Consider the following 22,944-nt stretch of genomic DNA (forward strand, 5'->3'; position numbering starts at 1 on the left):
TGATCAGCATCGCGGCGAATACCCTCGATGAGAACGCCGTTAAGGCGGGTACTGTCGCCGGTACCTTCACGGCCACCGACGAAGAAACGCCACGGTCGGGGCTGACGATCACGTTTACCGGTAACAGCAACTCGGACGGCTACTACAGCCTGTCCGGTAACAACATTGTGCTGACCCAGAAGGGCGCGGACTTCGTCAACGCTGGCAATCAACTGCCGAAGATCGACCTGACCGTCACCGACCCTGAGGGCCTGAATTCCCACAGCACCGGGCAGCCGACCGTGATTTTGGTCGACGACACTCCAACCGCCAGCAACTGCTACATCCAGAGCAACGAAGACACCTCGGTCGAGCTGACCTGGGCGACCTTCGGTGTCAAGGATGAGGACTCTGCGAACCCGAAAGTGGTGTTCACCAGCCTGCCTGCCGGCTCCATCGAGTACAACGTCAACGGCACGTGGGTCAAGCTCACCACCAGCGATCTGAAGACCGATACCTCGGCGGGCAAGTCGTTCAGCCAGGCTGACTTCGATAACCACAACGTGCGTTACACCCCAGCCGCCAACGAGTCGGGCGATAACAGCTTCGGCGGCAGCGGCGTGGGTAACATGCAAGGCGATTACACCCAGCTGAAGTTCCAGGCTACCGACGGCAACTCCTACAGCGACACCAAGACCATCACTGTGGATATCCACCCGGTGACGGACGTTCCGGTCGTGACTGTCGGCGTGTTCGGCGCTGTGCCGACAGGCCTGACCATTCAAACCTGGACCGGCGGCACCCTGCGTACTGATTTGGGGACCAATGGTAACGGTGTGGTCAACTCCAGCGATCTGATCAAGGTGATCGACGCCAAGACCGCTGCGAGCGCTGTCTCTACGGGTGTGACCAGCAGTGTCAGCAACAGTAACGTGGCGGATGGCACCGCGACCAAGGTCTCTGGCCTGATCTATCTGGAAGCCGGCAAGAGCTACACCTTCACCGGTACGGCCGATGACAGCCTGGCAATCACCGTGGGCGGCAAGTTGGTCGCCAGCGAGACCTGGAGCAAGGGCAGCGCGATTACCGGGACGGCCTATACGCCGACCGAGTCGGGTTACTACACCCTCGACATCTACCATTACAACCAGGCAGGCGGCGGCAACTACGACGTCAACGTGTCTATCAACAACGGCCCGTCGATGTCGATGGGCAACAGCGGCGTGCAGACCTACACCAGCGTGGATGCGTTGAAAGCAGCCGGCGCGGTGCTCGGTGACAGCCACGTGGTCAATGGCGAAGGCTATTACACCGGTTACGTCTACAACCGTGGGCTGGAAGATACCGCCATCAAGGTGGCGCCGATTACCACCACGTTTGTCGACAACGACGGCTCGGAGTCGCACAAGGTGGAAATCAGCGGCTTGCCGGCAGGCACCGTGATTACCGATGGCACCACGGGCCACAGCATCACCTCGACCGGCTCGACCACGCTGTACGATGTCAGCTCCTGGAACCTGAAAACCCTGACGGTTACGCCGTTCAAGGATTCCACCGCCAGCTTCGATATCACCGTGAAAGCCACGGCCAAAGAGTTGAGCACTGGCGTTGAAGCGGTGACCACCGGCAAAGTGAGCATTGTGGTCACGGCAGTCAACGACGCGCCAACCCTGGACCTCAGCACCGCCGACGGTTCTGTCGCCACCGGCTTCAGCACTTCGTACACCGAACGCGGCACCAACGGCGTTGCGATTACCGGCAACGTGGCCATCGGTGACGTCGACAGCACCCAGATGCAAAGTGCGACCATCACCCTGAAAAACGCCAGTTCGGGTGACGTGCTCACATCCAACCTGGTGGCAGTGGGCGGCACCTACAAAGGCGTCACCGTGACCAGCGTCGGCACTGATGTCAGCGGCAAGATCGTGCTGACCCTGTCGGGTGTGGCGGATGCAGCAACCTACAAGGCGCTGCTTGAGTCGTTCCAGTACTCCAACACCAGCAAGTACCCGGCCATTGGTGATCGCACCATCGACGTCGCCGTGACTGACAACGAAGGTGGCAACAGCCTGAGTTCGTCGGTGGCGACGACCACCATCACGGTCAAGCCTCAGGTCTACACCCCCGTCACGGAAGGCGGTGCGGCGGCGGATACCATTGACCTGGGCTCCAGCTCGGCCAACAACATCGTGGTCGGCGACAAGGGTGGCATCACCACACCGGGCAGCAACTACAACATCGCGTTTATCGTCGACACCTCCGGCAGTATCGGGTCGAGTGCGATGACGTCGATCAAAACCCAGCTCTCCAGCATCTTCGATACCTTGATCGCCAACGCCAAGCTGACGGGGTCGGGTGTGGTGAAAGTGCTGCTGGTCGACTTCGATACCAAGGTTGAGTCGCAGGTGTCGGTCAACCTGGCCGACCAGGCTGCCGCCAAGGCTGCCCTGCAGGCCGTGTTGAACAATATGGCCTCCAACCCGAGCGACGTGACCAACTACCAGGATGCCTTCAATGCGGCAACGGCCTGGTTCAAGAGCAATGACGCCACCAGCAACGCCGGTGCAAAAAACCTGACGTATTTCATTACCGACGGTGAGCCGAATGTGTACAACGCTACGTATGACAACATCAGCCTGGGGTATACCAGTTCCTGGTGGGGTTCTAACGTCACCTTCGACAACAAGGTCAACAGCGGCACCTACACCTTGGGCCAGACCACTCCGGTCACCGCAACGATCTACGGCCAGACGCAGGTCATCGTCGACAAGGATGGCAAGGTCTACTCGTACGACTCGTACGGCACCAAGACCTTTGAAGGTTATGTTGTGTCCGATGGCCGTGGTGGGTTCGACGTCGCGGGCGCTGCTGGCAATTCCGGCCGTTATGACTATGCGCTGGAATACGCCAAGTCGGCTTACACAGCGCTGACGACGGCGGTCTCGGGCGGTGTTGAAGTACAAGCCATTGGCCTGGGCAACAGCGTCGATAAGGACATGCTCCAGAAGTACTTCGATACCGACAAGACGGTCAGCACGATCGACACCGCGAAACTGGCGGATACCATCACCGGCCACACCGCCGATGCGGGTGCCGACAGCGTTTCCGGCGGTTCGGGCAACGACATCATCTTCGGCGACCTGATCAGCTACAAAGGCCAGGAAGGCAGCGCTGCACTCAAGGCGTTCGCCGCTGAGAAGCTGTCCACCACCGTCGACCAGATCGACGACCGCACCTTGCATCAGTACATCACTGAGCATGTGCAGGACGTCGGTGCACTGGCCAACGCGTCGAACATCTATGGCACCAATGATGGCGGCGACACCCTGATCGGCAATGCCGGCAACGACATCCTGTTCGGCCAGGGCGGCAACGACACCCTCTCCGGCGGCGCCGGCAACGACATCCTGGTGGGTGGCAAGGGGAATGACATCCTGACCGGCGGCGCGGGTGCCGATACCTTTGTGTGGCTCAAAGGCGACACCAACACCAGTGGCGGCTTCGATCGCATCACTGACTTCAAGCACGGCGAAGGCGACAAGCTGGACCTGTCCGATTTGCTCCAAGGCAATAACGACAACAACTTGTCCAGCTACTTGAAGCTGACCACCGACTCGTCGGGTAATTCGACGCTCAGCGTCAGCAGCACCGGGTCATTCACCACGTCGGGCGGCGGTACGGCCGACGTCACGATCAAGGTCGATGGCGCTAATTGGGGGGCTGGCAGCACCGCGATCAACAACCTGATCGCGGGTGGCGACTTGACCGTCAAGCACCACGACTGATCACCCACGGGGCGTCAATCTTTCGAGATTGGCGCCCCGTGGGCATCGGCTTCGGGAAAATGTGTGTAATCTCTGTGGGGCCTTAATCGGCGTCTGCAGGGATTTTTTATTGGGAGAACGCTGATGTTCTACGTGCAACGCGATCAACACAACGCTTTGGTTCGCGTCGAAGCGCAGGCCTACGCCGAAGCCACCGAGACACTCCCGGCTGACCATCATGAGATTCAGGCGTGGTTTGCCGATGATCTGGTCGACAACAGCCTCAAGCAGCTCAAGCAAAGTGACCTTGAGATGATTCGAGTGCTGGATGACTTGATCCAGGTACTGATCACCAAGAACGTGATGAGCATCACGGACTTGCCGCCGGCAGCACAGGCCAAGTTCTTGGAGCGTACCCAGGCCCGGGCGGCGTTGGGTGGCCTGAGTGAGCTGATCAATGACGATGAAACCGGTTTGATCTGACGCTCGCGCACCTCCTTCACGGCTTGACCGTCAAGGAGGCGCGATGGGTCAGTGCTTCACTTCCAGGGCGCTGGTTCACCGACCAGTTGGCCTTGCACCCCTTCAATGCCCATCTCGCGAATCACGCGCAACTCACCTTCGGTCTCTACTCGCTCGGCAATCAACGGCAGGTCAATGCTGTGGGCGGCGCGTTGGATCGCTTCGATAAAGAAGCGCTTGTGGCTTTCCTGGTCGATGGCACGGATGTAGCTGCCGTCGATCTTGAGGTATGCCAGACCGAGGTTGGCCAGGTTGCCGATCATGCTGAAGCGGCCGCCGAAACGTTGCAGGCCGAGGCTGTACCCCAGGCTGCGCATGCGACGGGTGAGGCGCTCCAACTGGGTTTGCTCGGGCACTTGTTCTTCGCCGATCTCCAGCGTCAAGCGCGGCCCCAGTGCCGGGTGCTGGGCCAGGCGTTCGAACACACGCTCCAGCGCTTGCGGGTCATTCAGGGTCGCGGCCGAGAGGTTCAGCGCCACCGATGGGGTGTGCTGCGTCAGGTGCTTGATCACCAGGTCGAGCATCAGTTGATCGAGGCGCGCCGTCCAGCCGAAGCGCTCCAGCCAGGGCAGGAAGTGCCCGGCCGCGATGGTCTGGTCCTGGTGATCGAGCAGGCGTGACAGCACCTTGTAGTGCAGCACCTGTTGCGTGTCGCTGCTGCTCACTACGGGTTGGAAAAACAACCGGAAGCGCCCTTGGTTCAGGGCGTCGTCGAGCAACGTGTGCCAGCTGTGCGGGTCGTCGCTGGTGGTGCCCGTGGTCTGGTGTTCCAGGCACACCCAGCTTTGTCCGCCACTGGCTTCTGCCTGGGTCAGCGCCTGGTCGGCCAGCATCAGCAGGTCTGCCGAGGCATCGCCGGGGTTGTACGGCGCCAGCCCGATGAAGGCCACGGTCGACATGTCGGTGGCGCCCGTTTCGTGCAGGCTTTGCAGGGTGCTTTCCAGCGTCTGGGCCAGTTGCAGCGCTTCGTCCCGCACCAGGCCCGGGGCAAGCACCGCGAACTCGCCACCCCGACTGCGCGTGATCAGGTTTTGAGTTTCCGGGTATTTGGCACAGGTACGCACCAGTTGCTGGCTGACGGCCTGCAACAATTGGTCGGTACGCTGCCCACCAAGGCGCTGGTTAAGGCCGCTCAAATCGTTGACCCGCAACATCAGCAGGTAGCCCGAGCTGGACTCCTCCAGGTTGCTGACCCGCGATTGCAGTTGCATCTCAAAGTAGCGACGGTTGGCCAGTCCGGTCAGGCTGTCCTGGTAGGACTCCACCCGCAGCTTCTCGCTGCGCTCGGTCTGCTCGTGGAACAACGCCTTGAGCTTCTCCACCATCTGGTTCATGGCCTGCACCACGCGGCGCAATTCGGGGGTGCGGGGCAGGTCGGGCAAGCTGAGGAACTCGCGACGCGCGATGGCGTGGGACTGCTCCACCATATAGTCCAACGGCTTCAACTGGCGGCGCAGCAACAGCGCGCCGAGTACCGCACTCACCGCACCGCAGATCAGCAGCCAGCCCAGGCTGCCCAGCGCGCTTTGCCAGAGTTTGGCCAGGGCAAACATCGGGTGACTGACCACTTCAACCCGTGCTGCCTGTTGCCAGCCACGGCTGACGATTGCATCGCCGCCGGCCGGCGCCAGGCCGATCATCTTCACGAACCAGGCCGGCACGCTGCTGGCATCCGGCTCGGCGGCACGTTCCACCAGCACGTGGTTATTGCTCAGGTCTATCACGCGGATGCTTGCGTAGTAGCCACTGTCGAAGATCGAGCTGACCATCAGTTCGGTCATCGCCGGGTCGTCGATGTTCGGCGTCAGTGACAGTGCCAGCGCAGTGGCCGCGTCCTGGGCGTGGGAGCGCAGTTGGTTGACGTACTGGGTACGCGAACTCTCCAGGCTGACAATGAAGCTACCGCTGAACGCGACCACCAGGAACACGCAGATAGCGATCAGCAATTGTTTGAACAGTGACATCGTAGCTCCTGTTAATTATCCGAACTGGCCGGAAACCCTTCTGCGGTCATTTTCTTCAAGACGTCCTGCCAGCGTGACAGGCGCTTGGTATCACCGACTTTTTTGTTGCCCGCAGCGCCCGGCAGCCACAGCCCTTCGCCGTTAAACGCATAAACGGGCAGCAGGTCTGGACGTTGGCTGGCAGGCAGAATGGGGTCCATCAGGCTGTCCAGCACCAAGGGCATGGCTTCGGGGCTTGCATAGTATGTCAGGACCATATGCGCGCGATTCTGGCGCAAGGCCTTGACGTAGGTTATGCGCAGCTTCTCGGCCGGTACGCCCAAGTGCCGCAGGCTGAAGTATTTGGCGATGGCGTAGTCTTCACAGTCGCCGGCGCCTTTCCACAGGGACTGAATGGGTGTCGCCCAATAATCAATCTCGTGCCACAGGTCGATGTCTTCTTCGTAGTGCAGCTGGCGGTTGAAGAACAAATTCACCACTTTGAGCTGCTCGCTCTCACTCACCTGCTTTTGCGTCGACAGCAATTGTTGCCAGGCATCGATGCGCTGACGCCCGGCGCCCAGCGGCCCATACAGCGACTCGGCGCGGCGGCTGATTTGGCTGAAATCCCAGTCGGCGAGCAAATCGCCCAGCAGGCCGCCACCGAGCAACAGCGTGATGGCAAGACCGTAGAGAATCCGAGGGAGTTTAAAGCGTATCGCCACTGCGATTACCCAAGCTTGCAGCATTGAAGGTGCGGCAATGGTGCGGTGATACCGGCTAAAAAACAATGGCACGATGAAATCACCGTCAGTGAATTGTAGTAAAGGTCCGTCAGTAAATTGGCTATTTTCCGCTCGTCTGAAAGGGTGGTTGAAATTTAATCAAAATAATGACACTTCCTTAGCGCTGTCACAGAATGTGGCAACGAAGACGCCTACAAAAAGACCTGCGGTGAAGCCTTACCTTACCGACCTTTCACGTCTTTACATGGCGCTGTGAAGGAGCTCCGGCTATGAGCCGCACTGATGATCTATTTGCCTTGTTCGGCAAGAGCGTTTCTCGTGATCCCACGGGACGAAATGCGCGTCTGCACTTTTTTGGCAGCATTCCGTTCGACGATGGCACTCGGGTAAACCTCAACGAGGGTTCGCGCCTCAGTGCTCATGCGACCTACGCCCATGAACATCCTCAAAGTCAGCCATTGAGCGCGCTGCGCCCGACCGTGGTGGCGTTGGTGTCCGTCAATGGTGGTGTTGGCCGCAGCACCTTGGCTACGGCGTTGAGCAGCGGTTTGCAGCGTCTTGGGGAGTCGGTCGTGGCGGTGGATCTGGACCCCCAGAATGCCTTGCGCCAGCACTTTGGTGTCGACCATGAGCTACCCGGACTGGGCCGCAGCAGCCTGCTCAACACGCCCTGGCAGAGCATCCTGCAATCGGGTTTCGGCGGTTGCCGGGTGATCCCCTTTGGAGACATCGACACCCAGCAGAAGGACAACCTGCAACGCTGGTTGACCCGTGAGCCGAAGTGGCTGGCGCAGCGCTTGTCTGCGCTGGGGCTGAACGAAGGGCATACGGTGATCGTCGATACGCCAGCGGGAAATAATGTCTATTTCCATCAGGCGTTGAGCGTGGCCGACATCGTACTGGTGGTCGCCCAGCCAAATGCCGCTTGCCTCGGCACGCTGGATCAATTGAATGCACTGCTGGCGCCCCATCTGGAGCGTGAGCGTCCACCGCGTTGCCACTTTGTGATCAATCAACTGGATGAAAACTCGGCCTTCAGCCTGGATATGCTCGATGCCTTCAAGCTGCGCCGAGGCGAATACCCGTTGGAAGTCATTCACCGTGATCCGGCGATCAGTGCCGCCCTGGCCTCAACCACCGACCCGCTGGATAACACCGGGCCAAGCCTGGCCGGCGACGATATCAACGGTCTTTGCCGGTTACTGATCGCCCGCAAAAAAACCTTGTAAAGCACGGTTTATACGCTTAACGCCAGATGCTTATGCACAATCGGTTGGACGCGGGTGTCACGAAACAGCCATTTTGTGGCGCCGTTCTCAACTCGCCGCAACTGCCTGTTTTACGTGCGTTTTATTCTGTGAACAAAAAATGAACAGCGTGGCTTTTGGCCCGCAGCGTAGATAGCTACGGGCTCTGTAAAGAATTCATCAACAGAGTTATCCACAGGTTGGGGTGCGACAATTTTGCCCCTTAATCGCGCTCGGCAAGCACCATCAAGTTGCGTGGCGTCAACGCGGTTTCGCAGAAGCTGCCGACTTCGACCCTGTAGCCACGTTCGCCAAGATACAGCGCCCGATCCAGGACCAGCCACACCTCCAACGGGCGCCGAAACAGCCCACGCACTAACTCCAGGTTCCTGACCTCAGCCAGACGCTGCCAGCCGTGCGCCTCCAGCGCCGCCCAATCCTGTGCACCTGTGGATAACCCCTTGAGGCTTGCCAGCGCCTGGCAGTAGTCGGCGAAGGGTTTGTCCAGCCAACTGGCGGGCAGGGACGGTGTGGGCAGGTACTCGTCGCAGTGGCGTAATTGGCGTTGTAACTGATCGAAGCCCAGGCGGCGGGCCATGGAGATGTCCCGTTGCAGGCGCACGCGTTTGCCTGCGGTAACGGTTTCGCTGAGCGGCAGGCCAAGGTCGTCGAGCGACAGCTGCAAGGTTGAAGCACGGCCCGCTTCGGACAGCGGCTGGTAGGTGTGCGTGTTGATGCGGTTGTAGCAACACGGTGCGACTGCCAGTTGTTTGCAGCCGGCGGCACTGGCCAGTTGCAGCAGGCGCACATGCAGGTCGCCGCAAGCGTGCAGGGCGACGGGTGTGTGTTCGGAGCTGAGGCTCACGTCGGCCATGACGTCTTGCAGGCGATGGGTGACGGGCAGGCCGTGGTGCTCGCTCAGGGCCTGGCCGGAAGCGATCAGGGCCGGGTCGTATTCCAGGCAGGTCAGCTGTTGGCCTGTGTGCAACAGGCGGCGGCCAAGATGGCCCTTGCCGGCGCACCAGTCCAGCCAATGCCGGGGTGTTTGTGCAAAGTGCAGCGCGGCGCCGAAGGCTTCGATCTGCTGCCATTTGCGCCCGGGTACGTCGACATTCAGGCGATGCGCGGCGGGGTGCAGGGGATGTGTCGGTAACTTATCCACAGCGCTGAGGCGCAGGGCTTCGCAGGCCAATGCAGGAAAAGGCGCTGGCGCCGGTAGTGCGTGGGGGTGGTTATGACTGGTTTCAGCGTCAGACAACGAGCGTTGGCGCAGCCACCGGGCCAGTTGCGGATGCTCGGCTTCCCAAGGCAGCTGTCGATGAGTAAAGGGCCGTGGTCGCCACAGCCCTTGGTGCTCGATCAGAAACGCATCCAGCGCCTCAAAGCGGGCTTCAACGTCCCTGGCAAGCATCGACGCGCAGCCAGCGTTCCAGCAGTTTGAAGCCACGCACCAGCAGGAAGGAGATCAGCAGGTAGAACACGCCTGCGGTAAAGAACATCTCCACCGTGAGGTAGTTGCGCGCGATGATCGTCCTGGCCATGCCGGTCAGCTCCAGCAGGGTCACGGTGCTCGCCAGTGAGCTGGCCTTGAGCATCAGGATGACTTCGTTGCTGTAGGCCGGCAGCCCGATGCGCGCGGCCCGGGGCAGGATGATATAGAACAGCGTCTTGGGCCTGGACATGCCCAATGCGCGGGCCGCTTCGATTTCCCCAGGTGGAATCGCCTGGATGGCACCACGCAGGATCTCGGCGATATACGCAGCGGTGTGCAGCGTCATGGTGGCGGTGGCACACCAGAACGGGTCGCGCAGGTACGTCCACATAAAGCTTGAGCGAATGGTGTCGAATTGGGCCAGGCCGTAGTAGACCAGGAACAACTGCACCAGCAGCGGTGTGCCGCGAAAGAAAAAGATGTAGGCGTAGGGCAGGGAACGTACGTACCAACGCTTGGACGAGCGCGCGATACCCAGCGGGATGGCCAGGATCAGGCCGAGAATCACGGCGATGCTCACCAGTTCCAGGGTCAGGGTGGCGCCCTGGATAAACTTTGGCAGCCACTTGATGATGACTTCCCATTCCATTACGTCGTCCTCACGAAGCCGCGGGCGGCGCGTTTTTCCAGGAAGTGCATAGCCACCATCGACAGAGAGGTCAGGGCCAGGTAGATGAACGCGGCGACCATATAGAAGGTGAAAGGCTGTTTGGTGACGGTTACGGCGATCTGCGCATGGCGCATGATTTCTTCGAGGCCGATGACCGTGACCAGCGCGGTATCTTTCATCAGGATCAGGAACAGATTGCCCAACCCTGGCAGGGCGATACGCCACATCTGCGGCATGATCAGTCGGGTAAAAATACGAAACTTCGACAGGCCCAGCGCCACACCCGCTTCGCGGTGGCCTTTGGGAATGGAGATGATCGCACCGCGCAGCACTTCCGTGGCGTAGGCGCCGAAACACAGGCCCAGCGCGATCACGCCAGCGGCAAAGGCGCTGAGGGACAGGTCGGGAATGTCGAGCAACTCACCCAGTGAGCGCATCGCGTTGATCGTGCCGAAGTAAATCAGCAGCACCCACAGCAGTTCCGGCACACCGCGAACGATTGTCGAGTAAGTACCGCCCAGCCATTGCAACGGCTTGTACGGGGAAGTCTTGGCCAGGGCACCGGCGAGGCCGAGTACCAGCCCCAGGCATAACGCCGTGAGCGCCAGTTTGACGGTCATCAGCGCGCCGGCAGCGAGCGCCGGACCGAATCCGTAGAGATCGAAATTCATGGTGTTTTCATATCGCGGCAGGCATTGCGGAAAGCCGGCGCGCTCACGTGAGCGCGCCGGGCAGGCCGTTCAGATCACTCGATGCTGAACGGGAAGTACTTGTCGTTGATTTTCTTGTAGGTGCCGTCTGCCTTGATCTCTGCCAGGGCTTTGTTCAGGCGTTCGCGCAGTGGGTCGCCCTTGCGTACGGCGATACCGATCTTGTCGCTCTCTACAACCGGGTCGCCCTTGAACTCGTAGGCCAAGCCGTCTTTGCTCTTGAGCCATTCGTACTGCACGTACTTGTCGGCGAGGATCCCGTCGAGGCGGCCGGACGTGAGGTCGAGGTAGGCGTTTTCCTGGGTGTCGTAGAGTTTGGCTTCAGTATCAGGCAGCTTGTCTTCCAGGTACGTGCCGGCCAGCGTTGCGCGTTGTGCGCCGATGACCTTGCCCTTCAGGTAGCCGGCGTCAGTCTTGAAGTCTGCGGTGGCTTTAGGTGCGATGAACTGCAGCTTGTTGGAGTAGTACGGATCGGTGAAGTCGACGGCTTGCTTGCGCTCGTCGGTGATCGACAGCGAGGACACCAGGAAGTCGAATTTCTTGGCATTCAGGGCCGGGATGATGCCGTCCCAGTCGGACACATACACCTCACACTTCTCGACTTTCATCTTGGCGCACAGGGCGTCGCCGATGTCTTTGTCGAAGCCGACCACGTTGCCGCTTGCGTCTTTATTGTTGAACGGCGGGTAGGCCGCTTCGATCCCCATTTTCAAGGTTTCTGCCATGGCCGTGGCGCTGAACGCCATCGAGACGGCCGCGGCCAGAAGGAATTTTTTATAGTTCTGCATGCATGTTGCTCCGTTAGCGGTTGCTGGACATGAATTGTTTGCAGCGCGCCGAAAGCGGGTTTTCAAACACCTGCTGTGGCGATCCTTGCTCTTCGATCAGGCCTTGGTGGAGGAACACCACTTCACTGGACACCTGGCGGGCGAAGCCCATTTCATGGGTGACCAGCAGCATGGTGCGACCTTCTTCGGCCAGCGCGCGGATCACATTAAGTACTTCCTGGACCATTTCCGGGTCAAGCGCCGAAGTGGGCTCGTCGAACAGGATGACCTTGGGCTGCATCGCCAGGGTGCGTGCGATGGCGGCGCGTTGTTGCTGGCCGCCGGACAATTGCGCGGGGTAGGCGTGGCGCTTGTCGGCGATCCCGACCTTGTGCAGCAGGGCTTCGGCCACTTCTATTGCCTCGGCCTTGCTCTGGCCGAGCACGCGACGAGGGGCCTCGATGATGTTGTCGAGGATGCTCATGTGCGGCCACAGGTTAAAGTTTTGAAACACAAAACCGATTTCGCTGCGCAGGCGGTTGATCTGCTTGCCGTCGGCGGCCATCAGCTCGCCGTTTTTCGCGGCCTTGAGCTTGAGCTCTTCGCCGGCTACGAGGATCTGGCCCTGGTGTGGGTTTTCCAGCAGGTTGATGCAGCGCAGGAACGTGGACTTGCCGGAACCGGAGGAACCCAGGATCGAGATCACATCGCCGTCGCGAGCGGTCAGCGAGATACCTTTGAGTACCTCCAGCTCACCATAGCGTTTATGCAAGTTGCGGATTTCAAGCGCGGGCGTGGCCTCGGCCATGTGGGGTCCTCATTGTGTTCATTGCGATCTTCGCTGTTGGGCCGCCTTCCTGGCGAGGCGCCAAGCTAGCATAGCGTCCTGATGGCGGCCAACAGCGTGGCGGGCGGTAAACGGGGGGTGTGCGGCAGGGTGTCGCATCGGCACAGCAGCGTGTCGCGCCATCAACAACCGAACAACCGTTTGAACCCGTGAATAGCGCAGGCTTCGCGTAAAAAAGGGCGCGATGGTGCCAGCTTTGGCCGGGTGTTGGAAGGGTTAAACGGGCAAACGGTCGCTATCAGCCCTTTTGTGGGGCGTCACGTACTTTTTGTGTGTGTTTTTGGTGCGCTTATTCGTCTTGAAAGTGAGTCGCACGGTAACGCTATAGCGGAATGCCATTGTTCTCAATGACTTGCGATGACTATCGAATTGTCCTACAGCCCGCGTCAATCGCGGCATTGTAACATTTTGGCGCAAATCTTGCGTAAAAAATAAAGAACGCCCTGTTGGTTTCTTTTCACGAGGAAGATCCCAGGCCGGGTGGACCGTTTTCGCAATTCCTCGCAAAGGTGTGTCAATGAGTAGTACGCAAAGCTCCAATGACCTCGAACAGGGGCTCAAACCGCGTCACGTCACCATGCTGTCGATTGCCGGCGTCATTGGTGCCGGTTTGTTTGTCGGCTCCGGCCACGCGATTGCTGCCGCCGGCCCTGCGGTCCTGCTGGCGTACGCCGCGGCGGGTACGCTGGTGGTATTGGTGATGCGCATGCTGGCCGAAATGGCCGTGGCGTCGCCGGACACCGGTTCGTTCTCCACCTACGCCGACCGTGCGATCGGTCACTGGGCGGGTTTTACCATTGGCTGGCTGTACTGGTGGTTCTGGGTGCTGGTGATTCCGTTGGAAGCCAACGCCGCCGCGACCATTCTCCACGCCTGGTTCCCGGATGTGGCCATCTGGGCCTTCACGCTGATCATCACGTTGCTGCTGACGGCGACCAACTTGTTCAGCGTGAAGAACTACGGTGAGTTCGAATTCTGGTTTGCACTGATCAAGGTTGTCGCGATCGTGGGCTTTGTGATCCTCGGCCTGGCGGCGATTTTCGGCTTCCTGCCGACCAGCCAGGTCAGCGGCGTTTCGCACCTGTTCGACACCCAAGGCTTTATGCCCAACGGCATGGGCGCGGTATTGGCCGCGATCCTGACCACCATGTTCTCCTTCATGGGCACCGAGATCGTCACCATTGCTGCGGCCGAATCGAAGAACCCAGGCCAGCAAATCACCAAGGCCACCAACTCGGTGATCTGGCGGATTGGCTTGTTCTACCTGTTGTCGATCTTCATCGTCGTGTCCCTGGTGCCTTGGAACGATCCGACCCTCGCGGCCGTAGGTTCCTACCAGACCGTGCTGGAACGCATGGGCATTCCGAACGCCAAGCTGATCGTCGACCTGGTGGTCTTGGTTGCCGTGACCAGTTGCCTGAACTCGGCGCTGTACACCGCTTCGCGCATGCTGTTCTCCCTGGGGCGTCGCGGTGATGCACCGGCGGTGGCCAAGCGCACCAACAAGAGCGGCACGCCTTACTGGGCGGTATTGCTGTCCACTGGCGCGGCGTTCCTGGCGGTATTTGCCAACTACGTGGCACCGGCTGCGGTGTTCGAATTCCTGCTGGCCAGCTCTGGCGCCATCGCGTTGCTGGTGTACCTGGTGATTGCGGTGTCGCAACTGCGCATGCGTCAGAAGCGCATGGCGGCGGGCGAGAAGATTGTCTTCAAGATGTGGCTGTTCCCTGGCCTGACCTACGCGGTGATGGTGTTCATCGTGGGCACGTTGACCATCATGCTGTTCCAGGAAGCGCACCGGGTCGAGATCATTGCGACTGGGGTCTTGAGCTTGCTGGTGGTGGCGGCGGGGTTGTTTGTGTCGAGCCGTCGCAAGGCGCAGAGAGCAGGCGCTGCGGTGCTTAACTGACCGCATTCCCAATGTGGGAGGGGGCAAGCCCCTCCCGCATTTGGTTTTGCGTCAGTCTTGGGTGAGGGCCTGGGAGGCAGCGACATAATCCGCCTGGAACTGCGGCGACTCGATCCACGCCAGTGCGGCGGCTTCATCGTCGCTGTCCGTGGCCCACTGCCGATACTCGATCAGTGCCGCCAGGATAAAGTCGGTGGCTTCTTCCTCACCTTCCTGCTCCAGCACCAGTGCGAGCAGCGGGTGGCCCAGGAATACCGCGCAGAGTGCCTGCTGGCTGGTCTCGCCGGCGGTGCGCATCTCTACGAACAGCTCGGTCAAATCCACCGACTCAAGGTCAATCCGGTCGTCATCGCCGGAAAACGCATCCGGCTTGCTCGCGACAGCGCGTTGGGTGCGGTTCTGCTTGGCCTTGGCCTTGGCCCGGTGGGCACGTTTTTGCTGCTTGTTCGGCGAGGCCATGGGCTCACGTCCTTGGGTCAGGATCTGGGTGGGGTATTGAAGCGCAGGTTGAGGGAAATCCCAAGGGTATCCGCAGTTAATTGGCCGTGTTGAAGCCATGCCAATGCAATCGGCCACAACCTATCCTGATACTCGCTGCGAAAGAACGCGAAATGTCCGACCTGTTTTTCGCCGATGTCTTCCGGGGCGATGCGCAGATGGGTGCGCTCGCTGTTTGCGAAATAGCCCAGCAATCGCTCAATTGCCGCCACCGTGCCGAACGGGTCATCGGTGATGCTGATCGCCAGCATCTGCGCCTTCACACGACTGAATGGCAAGTCCGCCAGGGCACGCCCGCTGGGACGCGTCTCGTACCTGGGCGTTGGCGTGGACCAGTCGCGCACCACGCCTGCCGGCGTATCCTCCAGCCAGCCCAGGCGCTTGCCGGGGAAATACCCGCACAGCGCCGTGACCAGCGGCATCACCATGTGCCACCTGACAAACATCCGCCAACGCCTGCTGGCCTGGTAGTCGCGCCAATAGGCGAACTGCGCGCCCACGGTCACGATTCGCCGGATCACCGCGCCGGATGCCCCGAGCCCCGCCGCACAGCCACCAAAACTGTGGCCGACCACATCAATCGGTTGGCCTGGAAACTCCCGCTGTGCCCGCAGCAGGATCGCTTCGAAATCCAGCGTGCCCCAATCCGACCACGACGCCTTGAAACCGCGTAACGAACCGCTGCGGGACTCACCGATGCCGCGATAGTCGTAGGTGATCACGTCGAAGCCGTTGGCGAACAGGTAGTCGGCGAAACGTGAGTAGTGGCGGCAGCGCACGGAGGTGGCGGCGTTGATGATGACGACCGCGCGTTCAAGGTCGGTGCGCGCGTGGCGCCAGGTGAAGCCGCCGAGGGGGTGGCCGTCTGCGGCGGATTCGAGGAATGCTTCTTGGGTGGGGCGGGTTGGCAGGTTCATAGGTCCGCTCGATCCGTGCGCTTTTTTGTGGTGCTTGGAGGCTCACGCGCTTTTTATAGGGAACCGAAATTAACAAATTTAGCGCGCCATGGGTGTGAAGATGGCCATGACGCTCGACCTTGGCTCTTTGGGTGCATAGGCTGACGATCTTTCGATTGATCTGAGCTCGACCATGACCCGCGACACCCTCGAACACCACCAGATCCCCCTCTACTTCGTCGCTGTCCTCTTGGCTGCGGCTTTCGGCGTGTTCGCGCCTTCGTTGGCCCATGGCCTCGGCGTGCTGGTCACGCCCGCCATCGCGGTGTTGATGTATGCGATGTTCCTGCAAATCCCTTTTCTGGACCTGCGCCAGAGCTTGAGTCACAAGCGCTTTCTGTCGGCGCTGCTGTTGGCCAATTTCATCCTCGTGCCGTTGCTGGTGTGGGTGTTGACCCGTGGCCTGGTGGAGCGCCCGGCATTGCTGGTGGGCGCATTGCTGGTGTTGCTGACGCCGTGTATCGACTACGTGGTGGTGTTTACCCATATCGGTAAAGGCGATTCACGCTTGATGCTGGCGGCGACGCCGGTGTTGTTGTTGCTGCAGTTGCTGCTGTTGCCGGTGTACCTGGGGTTGATGCTGGGGGCGCAGTCCGGGGTGGTGGTAGCGGTGGGGCCGTTTATAGAGGCGTTTGTATGGTTGATTGTGCTGCCGATGGTGCTGGCGGTGATCACTGCATCCCTGGCGCGCCGATCGGCACTTATCAATGCCTGGAACAATGCCTGGGCATGGTTGCCGGTGCCTGCGATGGCGGGGGTGTTGTTCGTGGTGATCGGTTCGCAGATCACTTCGGTGGTACGTGACATCAGCCTGCTGCTGCCGGTGATCCCGGTGTATATCGGCTTTCTGGTGTTGGCGCCATTAATGGGGGCGCTTGCGTCGCGGCTGTTCGCGCTGCCGGCGGTAACGGCCCGGGCAGTGACGTTCAGCGCGTCGACACGGAATTCGCTGGTGGTGCTGCCCCTGGCGCTGGCGCTGCCCGACGATGTGCGTGGGCTGGCGGCGACGGCGGTGATCCTGCAAACCCTGGTCGAGTTGGTCGGCGAGTTGATTTACGTTCGGCTGATCCCGAGAGGGGTGTGGCCCGCAGGTCGGTAAAAGCGCCAATGTTCAGGTTTGTTCAGGCGTTATTCAGGGGCGCGCTCGGCACCATAGGTTGGCGCTCCCTACCTGACAGGTCTACCGATGGATCAACGCAACCGTTTTCGCCTGGAGTCCCTGGGCATTTTCCTGATCGCCTTGCTGCTGTTTACCCTGGGTATCTGGGATCAGCAGCCGCAAGGATTTGACGGGCGCTGGGCGCTGTTCCTGCAGGAAATGTTTCGCCATGGAGCGAGTCTTTTCCCTACCACCTATGGGCAGCCCTACGCGGACTATCCCGGTACCGCAACCTTCTTCAGTTACGTATTTGCCCGGCTGTTCGGGGCGCCCAACCACTTGGCCAATGTGCTGCCCACTGCTCTTGCATCCGCCGGGGTCGTGGCCTTGATCTATCGCTTGCTGGTCCCGGCGAGTCGCCCATGGGCGTTGCTCACGGTGCTGCTGACGTTGCTGACCACCCAACTGCTGGAAAAGTCGCGCTCGGTCTGCCTGGACCAGATGGTGGCGTTGCTGTGTGTGGGCAGTTTCTACCTGCTGCACAGCGGTGAGCGCCTCGGCTCGCGATGGCGCCAGCTTGCGGTGTTCCCGCTGCTCATCCTGGGGTTTGCGATTCGAGGGCCTTTGGGCTTGATCGAAGTCTGTGGCGTGGTGTGCGTGTATTGGGCGCTGGGTCGTCCCGGCGCGCGGGTCAAGCAGGTTTTGGCTCACGGAGTCGTAGGCCTGGTGTTGCTGGCGGCGTGTTGGTGGCTGCTGGTGAAGCTGGCGCGTATCAGCGGTGGCGATGCGTTTGCGGATGAGGTGTTCAAGATGCAAGTGGGCGGGCGCCTCGATGAAACCGGCGAGCCGTTCTATTTCTATTTCCAGCTGAGTTTGTACCGCTATTTCCCTGTGGTCCCGTTGGCGTTGGCCACATTGGTGGCGCTGCGTCATCGCTGGAGTGAACGGTTCGATGACCCTGTGCAACTGGTGATGCGGCTCGGTGCCTGCGGCTTGATGATCTTGCTCGGGTTGTCGGTGCCGCACTTCAAGCGCGCCTATTACATTCTGCCCATGGTGCCGATGTTTGCCGCTGTCGCCGCCTATGGGCTGCTCCAGGCGCAAGGCTGGCTCGTCGGGGTGCGCCGATGCTATGAGGGGCTTGTCGCAGCGCTACCGGCGTTGTGCGTGGTTGTCGTGTTTGTCTGTCGGCATGGGTGGCAGAAACACGGATACTGGCCTGGCGTCTCGTTGCCGTTGTTGATTAGCGCGCTGGTGGTGCTGCAAGTCGCGGCGCTGATTGCCTGGCGACGCCTCGAGCGGCTGGTGTGGCTCAGCGTATTCGCGCTGGCTGCGCAGTGGCTGGTGCTGGTGACGGTGGTGGAGCCTGCCAAGGATTTGCAGTTCGACACTCGGCAATTCGTCCGCCAGGTGGAAGCGCTTCGCGTATCGCAGCCTGGGCAACTGGTATTCCTGAATCTCGGCAGGGACACCTGGGCGGTGCGTTACATGATGAATCTGGATCATGACGAGCAGCCGCTGTTTGTCGGTGCTGCAGATGTTGAGCGATTGAGCGCGTTACCGCGACCGTCGTGGGTCATTGTGGCGCGCAAGGAAACCGCGTTGCTCAAGGGCACGCCTCTGGAGCATCAGGCGCCAAGTTTTGAAGGGCGTTTGAATGACAACCCACTGATGGTGTTTCGGCTGGAATGAACCAGCCGCCTCATCTCAAAATCGCGACTTGGATCACTCAAATGGCAGACAACAAAAAACCCGCACTAGGCGGGTTTCTTGTGTGTTTCAGATGATTTTTGCACCACCTGAAACTAAATAGTGGTGCCCAGAGACGGAATCGAACCGCCGACACGGGGATTTTCAATCCCCTGCTCTACCGACTGAGCTATCTGGGCAACGGGGCGCATTAAACGGGTTTTTCAGGGGGTCGTCAAGCAAGTTTTCAAAAAATATTTAATTATTACCGTCGCTTACGTGCCGACCCCGGTTTTTGATCAATTATTGAGCAGGTGGCACGTAGCCGTCGGCCTTGGCGTAATCCTCGCCGGAAAAGAACTTGTCCATCTCGCCTTGCAGGTATTTGCGGTCTTCGGCGTTCATCATGTTCAGGCGTTTTTCGTTGATCAGCAGGGTCTGGTGTTTTTGCCAGTCGGCCCAGGCCTTGGCGGAGACGTTGTCGAAAATGTCCTGGCCCTTGGCGCCTGGAAACGGCGCGCGTTCCAGGGCAGGCAATTCTTCGTGGTACTTGCGGCACATGATGGTGCGGGTCATGACGACTCTCCTGCGTTCAATACATCGGCCGCGCGTTTCAGCAGTTTCTTTACCGGGGCGGCAAGGCCCAGGCGCGGCGGGGTGGCGAGGTTATACCAGAGCCAGTCGGCCTCGGCCACGTGATGGGCGGATTCCTCGACCTGGACCAGCCAGGGTTCGATGGCGAGTTGGAAATGACTGAAGGTGTGGATCAGCCCTGGCAGTGCCTGGTGTTTGCCCAGTTCGAGCGCGTGCTGGCTGGCCAGGTGTTCGAGGTCTTGCAGGTCGTCCAGCTCGGGCAGGCTCCACAAGCCGCCCCACAGGCCGGTGGAAGGGCGACGGTAAAGCAGAATCGCGCCCTCGGCATTGGCCAGCATCGGCATCAGCGTGCGTTTCTGCGGGATGGTCTTGCGCGGCTTGGGGATCGGGTAGCGCGTCTCCAGGCCGAGCATGTGGGCTTCGCAGCCTTTTTCCAGCGGGCACAGCAGGCAACTGGGTTTGCTGCGGGTGCAGAGGGTGGCGCCCATGTCCATCATCGCCTGGGTGTAAGCATTGACGCGATTATGGGGCGTGAAGCGCTCTGCGGTAGCCCACAGCTGTTTAGCTACCTTGGGTTCGCCTGGGTAGCCCTCTTGAGCGGTAAAGCGCGCCAGTACGCGTTTGACGTTGCCGTCGAGGATCGGCGCGCGCAGGCCCATGCTCAGGCTGGCAATCGCGCCGGCGGTGGACAGGCCGATGCCGGGCAACTCAGTGAGTTTTTCCACATCCCTTGGAAACTCGCCACCGTACTCGGCCACCACGATCTTCGCGGTCTTTTGCAGGTTGCGCGCCCGTGTGTAGTAACCCAGGCCCGTCCACAGGTGCAGCACTTCGTCTTCCGGCGCGGCGGCCAGGGCTTCGACCGTTGGCAGGGACGCCATGAAACGGTCGAAGTAATTGAGGACGGTACTCACCTGGGTCTGTTGCAGCATGATCTCCGAGACCCACACCCGGTAAGGCGTGATGCCCTGTTGCCAGGGCAGGTCATGGCGGCCGTGGCGGTCATACCAGTCCAGCACCGCCGTTGAAAACTGCTCGTCTCTCATCGTTTGAACAGGCCTTTCAAAGCATCTTTGAGCTGCGGGTTGACCTTGTCGAGCTTCTCTTCCAGCTTCTCGCTGAGCTTATTGCCGGCCGCCTTGATCGCGACCTGGCTCAGGCCGTCCTTGTCCAGGCGGCAGGCCTTGGCGCCCAGTTCCAGCGGGCCACGGCAGCGCAGCGGCACTTCGATGCCCTGGAAGTTGGAGCCGACTTCGCAGGCCGGGTCCGGTACTTCGCGCTGGTCGCCTTCAACGATGATACCGACGCGGTAATCCATGCCCAGCACACGCAGGTCGACGTCACCGTTGCCATTGACGGTCAGCCCGGGGATACGCACCTTCAGGTCGGGGTTGTTGGCCACGCCGTTACGGAAGGTCAGGTTGCCCTTCAACTCCTGGAAGGGGGTGTCCTTGCCGCGTTGTTCGCCGCTCAAGGTCTTGCGGTTGAGCAGGGCGATACCGGTGCACAGTTGCTGCTCGAGGTTGGCGTTGAGCAGCACACCGTTGTTGATCACAAAGCTGGCGGTACCGTTGAGGCTGTCGATCAGGGCTTTCTGGCTGTTGCCGCGGCCGCTGAGGTTGCTGTCGAGAGTGACCTGGCCTTTCACCGGTGGCGTTTGCCCCTGTGCCTGCAGGATGCGTTCGACCGGCACTTGCTTGATCCGGCTTTGCAGGGCCAGCACTGGAATATCCTGGCGCACATCGAGCGTGCCATTGGCCTGGAAGGTGCCGTTGTAGAGGCCGCCGCTCAGGGTGTCGAGCTTGAGCTGGCCATCGATGCCGGAGGCCTTGAGCACGGCATTCTGGATCGGCAATTTGCTCAGGGTCAGTTGGCCGAAGGCGAGGTCGGCGTCTACGTCCAGCGTGCGCAGGTGGGCCAGTGGCAGCAGTTTGTCGGTGCTCCAGGCGCCTTTGGTCGGTGCTTCCGGCAGCGGTGTGGTGCCCCCGGCGGCCATTGCGCCGGCTTCGCTGTTCTGCACTTCGGCCTGGCGTGCGGCGCTTGCCCCTTTGGCTGATTCGGACTTGGCCGGCAGGTAGTTGTCGGCGTTGAAGGTATCGCCCTTGAGCTGCACGCGCAGCGCTTGCTTGGCGAAGTCGTCCACGGCGATGCGACCGGTGAAGGTGCTGCCGTCGAGTTTCAGGTTGAGGTCTTCCAGCGCCAGGCTGTTCGGTGTGCCCTTGAGGCGGCTGACCAACTCGACCTTGCTCAGGCTGCCCTCGGCCATCGGCGGCAGCGGATTGCCGACGCTGTCGAGGAACTTGGCCAGGTCAAACTGGGCGATGGACAGCGCGCCGCTGAGCTGCGGGGTCTTGTCCAGGTCGTTGACCTTCAGCTCGCCCAGGGCGCGCAGCTGGTTGGCCGAGAGTTTCAGGTTGGTCCATTCGGCGATATTGGCCGCCTGGTCCACCAGCAACTGGCCCTGGGTGGAGAAGGTCACGGTCTTGCCTTGCAGCGGCTCACCCGTGGCTTCGCCGGTGACTTTCATGTCTTCGAACTGGTAGCGCTTGAGCGCTCGCTCGATACGCAGGTTGCCGTTGAGCTCGGTCTTGACGCGCATCACCGGCTGGTTGCTGCCGAAGAAGGCGGTGAGCTTGACCGGAATGCTCGCACCTTCGTGCACGGCGCCGGCGCTGAGCTGGATGCTTTCGGCGCTGAATTGCTTGCCGGTCAGCTCATCGTTGTATTCGACGCGGGCGTTGTTGATCGTCAGGCTGTCGATATCCAGGCGGATCGGCTGGGCCGGCTTCTCCGGTTTTACCTCGGGGGCCGGCTGTGCTGGGGCGGGAGTGGCCGGCGTGTCGGTGGTGGCTACCGGCGCGGTCTTGCCGATGTCTTCCCAGTTGCCATGGCCCTGCTTGTCGCGGTTAAGGCGCAGGTTCAGGCCTTCGACACGCACATCGCTCATTTGCACCTCGCGACGCAACAGCGGCAGCACGCGCACCGACAGGCCGAGCATTTGCAGGTCGGCAAACGGTTGGGTCGGCGTAGTCAGGGTCGCCACGCTGGCTTCGTGCAGTTCAAGGCCGAGCCAGGGGAACAGGCTCCAGCCGATATCGCCATTGAGCGTCAGCTCGATGTGGGCCTTGTCGCGGGCAATCTGGCGAATCTCGTCTTTATAGTCGTTGGGATCGAAGAGATGGGTCAGGGCAAAGCCGAGAGCCACAATGATCAGCAACAACCCGAGAAGTACCAGACCCAGGATTTTGCCGAACGCTTTCATGGGCGAGTCCTTGTATGTCGATTTCAAAATTTAGCCGCAGAGTATAACGCCCGATGGCCGGCGTCAGGTCACCGATCGTTACATTGTATCCATGGGGGCGAAAACGGGTTTTTGACGCCAATAAAACCGAAAAATCGCAAAAAGATGATGTCATTTTGGTTTTTCTGTCATCGGCTAATGCTAATCTTCGGCCGTTCGTTCGCCTTCTGCGACTTATCGTCGCGCCAAAATGGAGCTTCACTCAACAAAACGGCCACGCTTTGCGTGCAAGGCCGAGGGGGAGAGCGCCTGACGAACGCATACTAATAAC

Annotated in this window: 18 protein-coding genes and 1 tRNA gene; 6 read left to right on the forward strand and 13 right to left on the reverse strand. The window is 60.5% G+C overall.

From position 1 onward, the window contains the following. Both J1G35_RS27795 and J1G35_RS27800 read left to right on the forward strand, forming a co-directional pair. Positions 1-3,764: type I secretion C-terminal target domain-containing protein (locus J1G35_RS27795; RefSeq protein WP_223016586.1), on the forward strand; the 3,764-nt coding region annotated here is incomplete at its 5' end. Positions 3,765-3,887: 123 nt separating this feature from the next. Next, positions 3,888-4,226, forward strand: a complete 339-nt coding sequence (locus J1G35_RS27800) for a hypothetical protein (protein WP_053140880.1) — start codon at positions 3,888-3,890, stop codon at positions 4,224-4,226. Between the two features lie 56 nt (positions 4,227-4,282). On the opposite strand, the gene lapD is transcribed toward J1G35_RS27800, so the two are convergent. Next, on the reverse strand, positions 4,283-6,229 hold the full coding sequence (gene lapD / locus J1G35_RS27805; RefSeq protein WP_223016587.1) for a cyclic di-GMP receptor LapD: 1,947 nt from the start codon (positions 6,227-6,229) through the stop codon (positions 4,283-4,285). Positions 6,230-6,240: 11 nt separating this feature from the next. Further along, positions 6,241-6,957 carry a cysteine protease LapG gene (lapG, locus tag J1G35_RS27810; RefSeq protein ID WP_082341080.1) on the reverse strand — a complete coding sequence of 239 codons (717 nt, stop codon included), beginning with the start codon at positions 6,955-6,957 and terminating at the stop codon, positions 6,241-6,243. Positions 6,958-7,223: 266 nt separating this feature from the next. Here lapG and bcsQ point away from each other — a divergent pair, with 266 nt between their 5' ends. Then, complete coding sequence (gene bcsQ, locus J1G35_RS27815; protein ID WP_223016588.1) at positions 7,224-8,183, forward strand: cellulose biosynthesis protein BcsQ; 960 nt, start codon at positions 7,224-7,226, stop codon at positions 8,181-8,183. 241 nt (positions 8,184-8,424) lie between these two features. Here the strand turns inward: bcsQ and J1G35_RS27820 are convergent, their stop codons facing one another. The 5 genes from J1G35_RS27820 to J1G35_RS27840 all read right to left on the reverse strand — a co-directional run bounded on the left by J1G35_RS27820 (position 8,425) and on the right by J1G35_RS27840 (position 12,588). After that, on the reverse strand, positions 8,425-9,612 hold the full coding sequence (locus J1G35_RS27820) for a methyltransferase (RefSeq protein ID WP_223016589.1): 1,188 nt from the start codon (positions 9,610-9,612) through the stop codon (positions 8,425-8,427). Further along, positions 9,593-10,282, reverse strand: a complete 690-nt coding sequence (locus J1G35_RS27825) for an ABC transporter permease (protein WP_053140869.1) — start codon at positions 10,280-10,282, stop codon at positions 9,593-9,595. Before J1G35_RS27825 ends, J1G35_RS27820 begins: the two co-directional genes overlap by 20 nt. Then, positions 10,282-10,974 (reverse strand): ABC transporter permease, encoded by a 693-nt coding sequence (locus tag J1G35_RS27830; RefSeq protein WP_053140866.1) that lies wholly within the window; start codon positions 10,972-10,974, stop codon positions 10,282-10,284. The genes J1G35_RS27825 and J1G35_RS27830 overlap by 1 nt, the downstream gene beginning before the upstream one ends. A 74-nt stretch (positions 10,975-11,048) precedes the next feature. Next, positions 11,049-11,801 (reverse strand): ABC transporter substrate-binding protein, encoded by a 753-nt coding sequence (locus tag J1G35_RS27835; protein WP_053140863.1) that lies wholly within the window; start codon positions 11,799-11,801, stop codon positions 11,049-11,051. A 13-nt stretch (positions 11,802-11,814) separates the two neighbouring features. After that, positions 11,815-12,588: an ABC transporter ATP-binding protein gene (locus tag J1G35_RS27840; protein WP_053140861.1), complete on the reverse strand. Its 774-nt coding sequence runs from the start codon at positions 12,586-12,588 to the stop codon at positions 11,815-11,817. Positions 12,589-13,144: 556 nt separating this feature from the next. On the opposite strand from J1G35_RS27840, the gene gabP reads away from it, so the two are divergent. Further along, a complete protein-coding gene (gene gabP / locus J1G35_RS27845; RefSeq protein ID WP_053140858.1) occupies positions 13,145-14,536 on the forward strand; it encodes a GABA permease in 1,392 nt (463 codons plus the stop codon). 51 nt (positions 14,537-14,587) lie between these two features. Here gabP and J1G35_RS27850 read toward each other — a convergent pair whose 3' ends face one another. Together J1G35_RS27850 and J1G35_RS27855 are read right to left on the reverse strand one after the other, a co-directional pair. After that, on the reverse strand, positions 14,588-14,995 hold the full coding sequence (locus tag J1G35_RS27850) for a hypothetical protein (RefSeq protein WP_053140855.1): 408 nt from the start codon (positions 14,993-14,995) through the stop codon (positions 14,588-14,590). Positions 14,996-15,012: 17 nt separating this feature from the next. Then, positions 15,013-15,951: an alpha/beta fold hydrolase gene (locus J1G35_RS27855; RefSeq protein WP_223016590.1), complete on the reverse strand. Its 939-nt coding sequence runs from the start codon at positions 15,949-15,951 to the stop codon at positions 15,013-15,015. Between the two features lie 172 nt (positions 15,952-16,123). Here J1G35_RS27855 and J1G35_RS27860 point away from each other — a divergent pair, with 172 nt between their 5' ends. Both J1G35_RS27860 and J1G35_RS27865 read left to right on the forward strand, forming a co-directional pair. Continuing rightward, positions 16,124-17,089, forward strand: coding sequence for an arsenic resistance protein (locus J1G35_RS27860; protein WP_223016591.1), 966 nt, complete (start codon positions 16,124-16,126; stop codon positions 17,087-17,089). Positions 17,090-17,176: 87 nt separating this feature from the next. Continuing rightward, the gene (locus J1G35_RS27865) at positions 17,177-18,781 is read left to right on the forward strand and encodes a hypothetical protein (protein WP_223016592.1); all 1,605 of its coding nucleotides are present in this window, start codon (positions 17,177-17,179) and stop codon (positions 18,779-18,781) included. 121 nt (positions 18,782-18,902) lie between these two features. Here the strand turns inward: J1G35_RS27865 and J1G35_RS27870 are convergent. From J1G35_RS27870 to J1G35_RS27885, 4 genes are all read right to left on the reverse strand, one after another. Beyond that, positions 18,903-18,978 (reverse strand) — tRNA-Phe (locus J1G35_RS27870). A gap of 103 nt (positions 18,979-19,081) precedes the next feature. After that, positions 19,082-19,354: an oxidative damage protection protein gene (locus J1G35_RS27875; protein WP_106577463.1), complete on the reverse strand. Its 273-nt coding sequence runs from the start codon at positions 19,352-19,354 to the stop codon at positions 19,082-19,084. After that, positions 19,351-20,418, reverse strand: coding sequence for an A/G-specific adenine glycosylase (gene mutY, locus J1G35_RS27880; RefSeq protein ID WP_223016593.1), 1,068 nt, complete (start codon positions 20,416-20,418; stop codon positions 19,351-19,353). The genes J1G35_RS27875 and mutY overlap by 4 nt, the downstream gene beginning before the upstream one ends. Beyond that, positions 20,415-22,634, reverse strand: coding sequence for an AsmA family protein (locus tag J1G35_RS27885; RefSeq protein WP_223016594.1), 2,220 nt, complete (start codon positions 22,632-22,634; stop codon positions 20,415-20,417). The genes mutY and J1G35_RS27885 overlap by 4 nt, the downstream gene beginning before the upstream one ends. Between the last annotated feature and the right edge of the window lie 310 nt (positions 22,635-22,944).

The sequence above is a fragment of the Pseudomonas sp. SH10-3B genome, assembly GCF_019891415.1.
GTDB lineage: Bacteria > Pseudomonadota > Gammaproteobacteria > Pseudomonadales > Pseudomonadaceae > Aquipseudomonas.

Coding starts and splice junctions, on each gene's coding strand:
- J1G35_RS27800 (WP_053140880.1), top strand. CDS start 3,888: ATGTTCTACGTGCAACGCGATCAACACAACGCTTTGGTTCGCGTCGAA.
- lapD (WP_223016587.1), bottom strand. CDS start 6,229: ATGTCACTGTTCAAACAATTGCTGATCGCTATCTGCGTGTTCCTGGTG.
- lapG (WP_082341080.1), bottom strand. CDS start 6,957: ATGCTGCAAGCTTGGGTAATCGCAGTGGCGATACGCTTTAAACTCCCT.
- bcsQ (WP_223016588.1), top strand. CDS start 7,224: ATGAGCCGCACTGATGATCTATTTGCCTTGTTCGGCAAGAGCGTTTCT.
- J1G35_RS27820 (WP_223016589.1), bottom strand. CDS start 9,612: ATGCTTGCCAGGGACGTTGAAGCCCGCTTTGAGGCGCTGGATGCGTTT.
- J1G35_RS27825 (WP_053140869.1), bottom strand. CDS start 10,282: ATGGAATGGGAAGTCATCATCAAGTGGCTGCCAAAGTTTATCCAGGGC.
- J1G35_RS27830 (WP_053140866.1), bottom strand. CDS start 10,974: ATGAATTTCGATCTCTACGGATTCGGTCCGGCGCTCGCTGCCGGCGCG.
- J1G35_RS27835 (WP_053140863.1), bottom strand. CDS start 11,801: ATGCAGAACTATAAAAAATTCCTTCTGGCCGCGGCCGTCTCGATGGCG.
- J1G35_RS27840 (WP_053140861.1), bottom strand. CDS start 12,588: ATGGCCGAGGCCACGCCCGCGCTTGAAATCCGCAACTTGCATAAACGC.
- gabP (WP_053140858.1), top strand. CDS start 13,145: ATGAGTAGTACGCAAAGCTCCAATGACCTCGAACAGGGGCTCAAACCG.
- J1G35_RS27850 (WP_053140855.1), bottom strand. CDS start 14,995: ATGGCCTCGCCGAACAAGCAGCAAAAACGTGCCCACCGGGCCAAGGCC.
- J1G35_RS27855 (WP_223016590.1), bottom strand. CDS start 15,951: ATGAACCTGCCAACCCGCCCCACCCAAGAAGCATTCCTCGAATCCGCC.
- J1G35_RS27860 (WP_223016591.1), top strand. CDS start 16,124: ATGACCCGCGACACCCTCGAACACCACCAGATCCCCCTCTACTTCGTC.
- J1G35_RS27865 (WP_223016592.1), top strand. CDS start 17,177: ATGGATCAACGCAACCGTTTTCGCCTGGAGTCCCTGGGCATTTTCCTG.
- J1G35_RS27875 (WP_106577463.1), bottom strand. CDS start 19,354: ATGACCCGCACCATCATGTGCCGCAAGTACCACGAAGAATTGCCTGCC.
- mutY (WP_223016593.1), bottom strand. CDS start 20,418: ATGAGAGACGAGCAGTTTTCAACGGCGGTGCTGGACTGGTATGACCGC.
- J1G35_RS27885 (WP_223016594.1), bottom strand. CDS start 22,634: ATGAAAGCGTTCGGCAAAATCCTGGGTCTGGTACTTCTCGGGTTGTTG.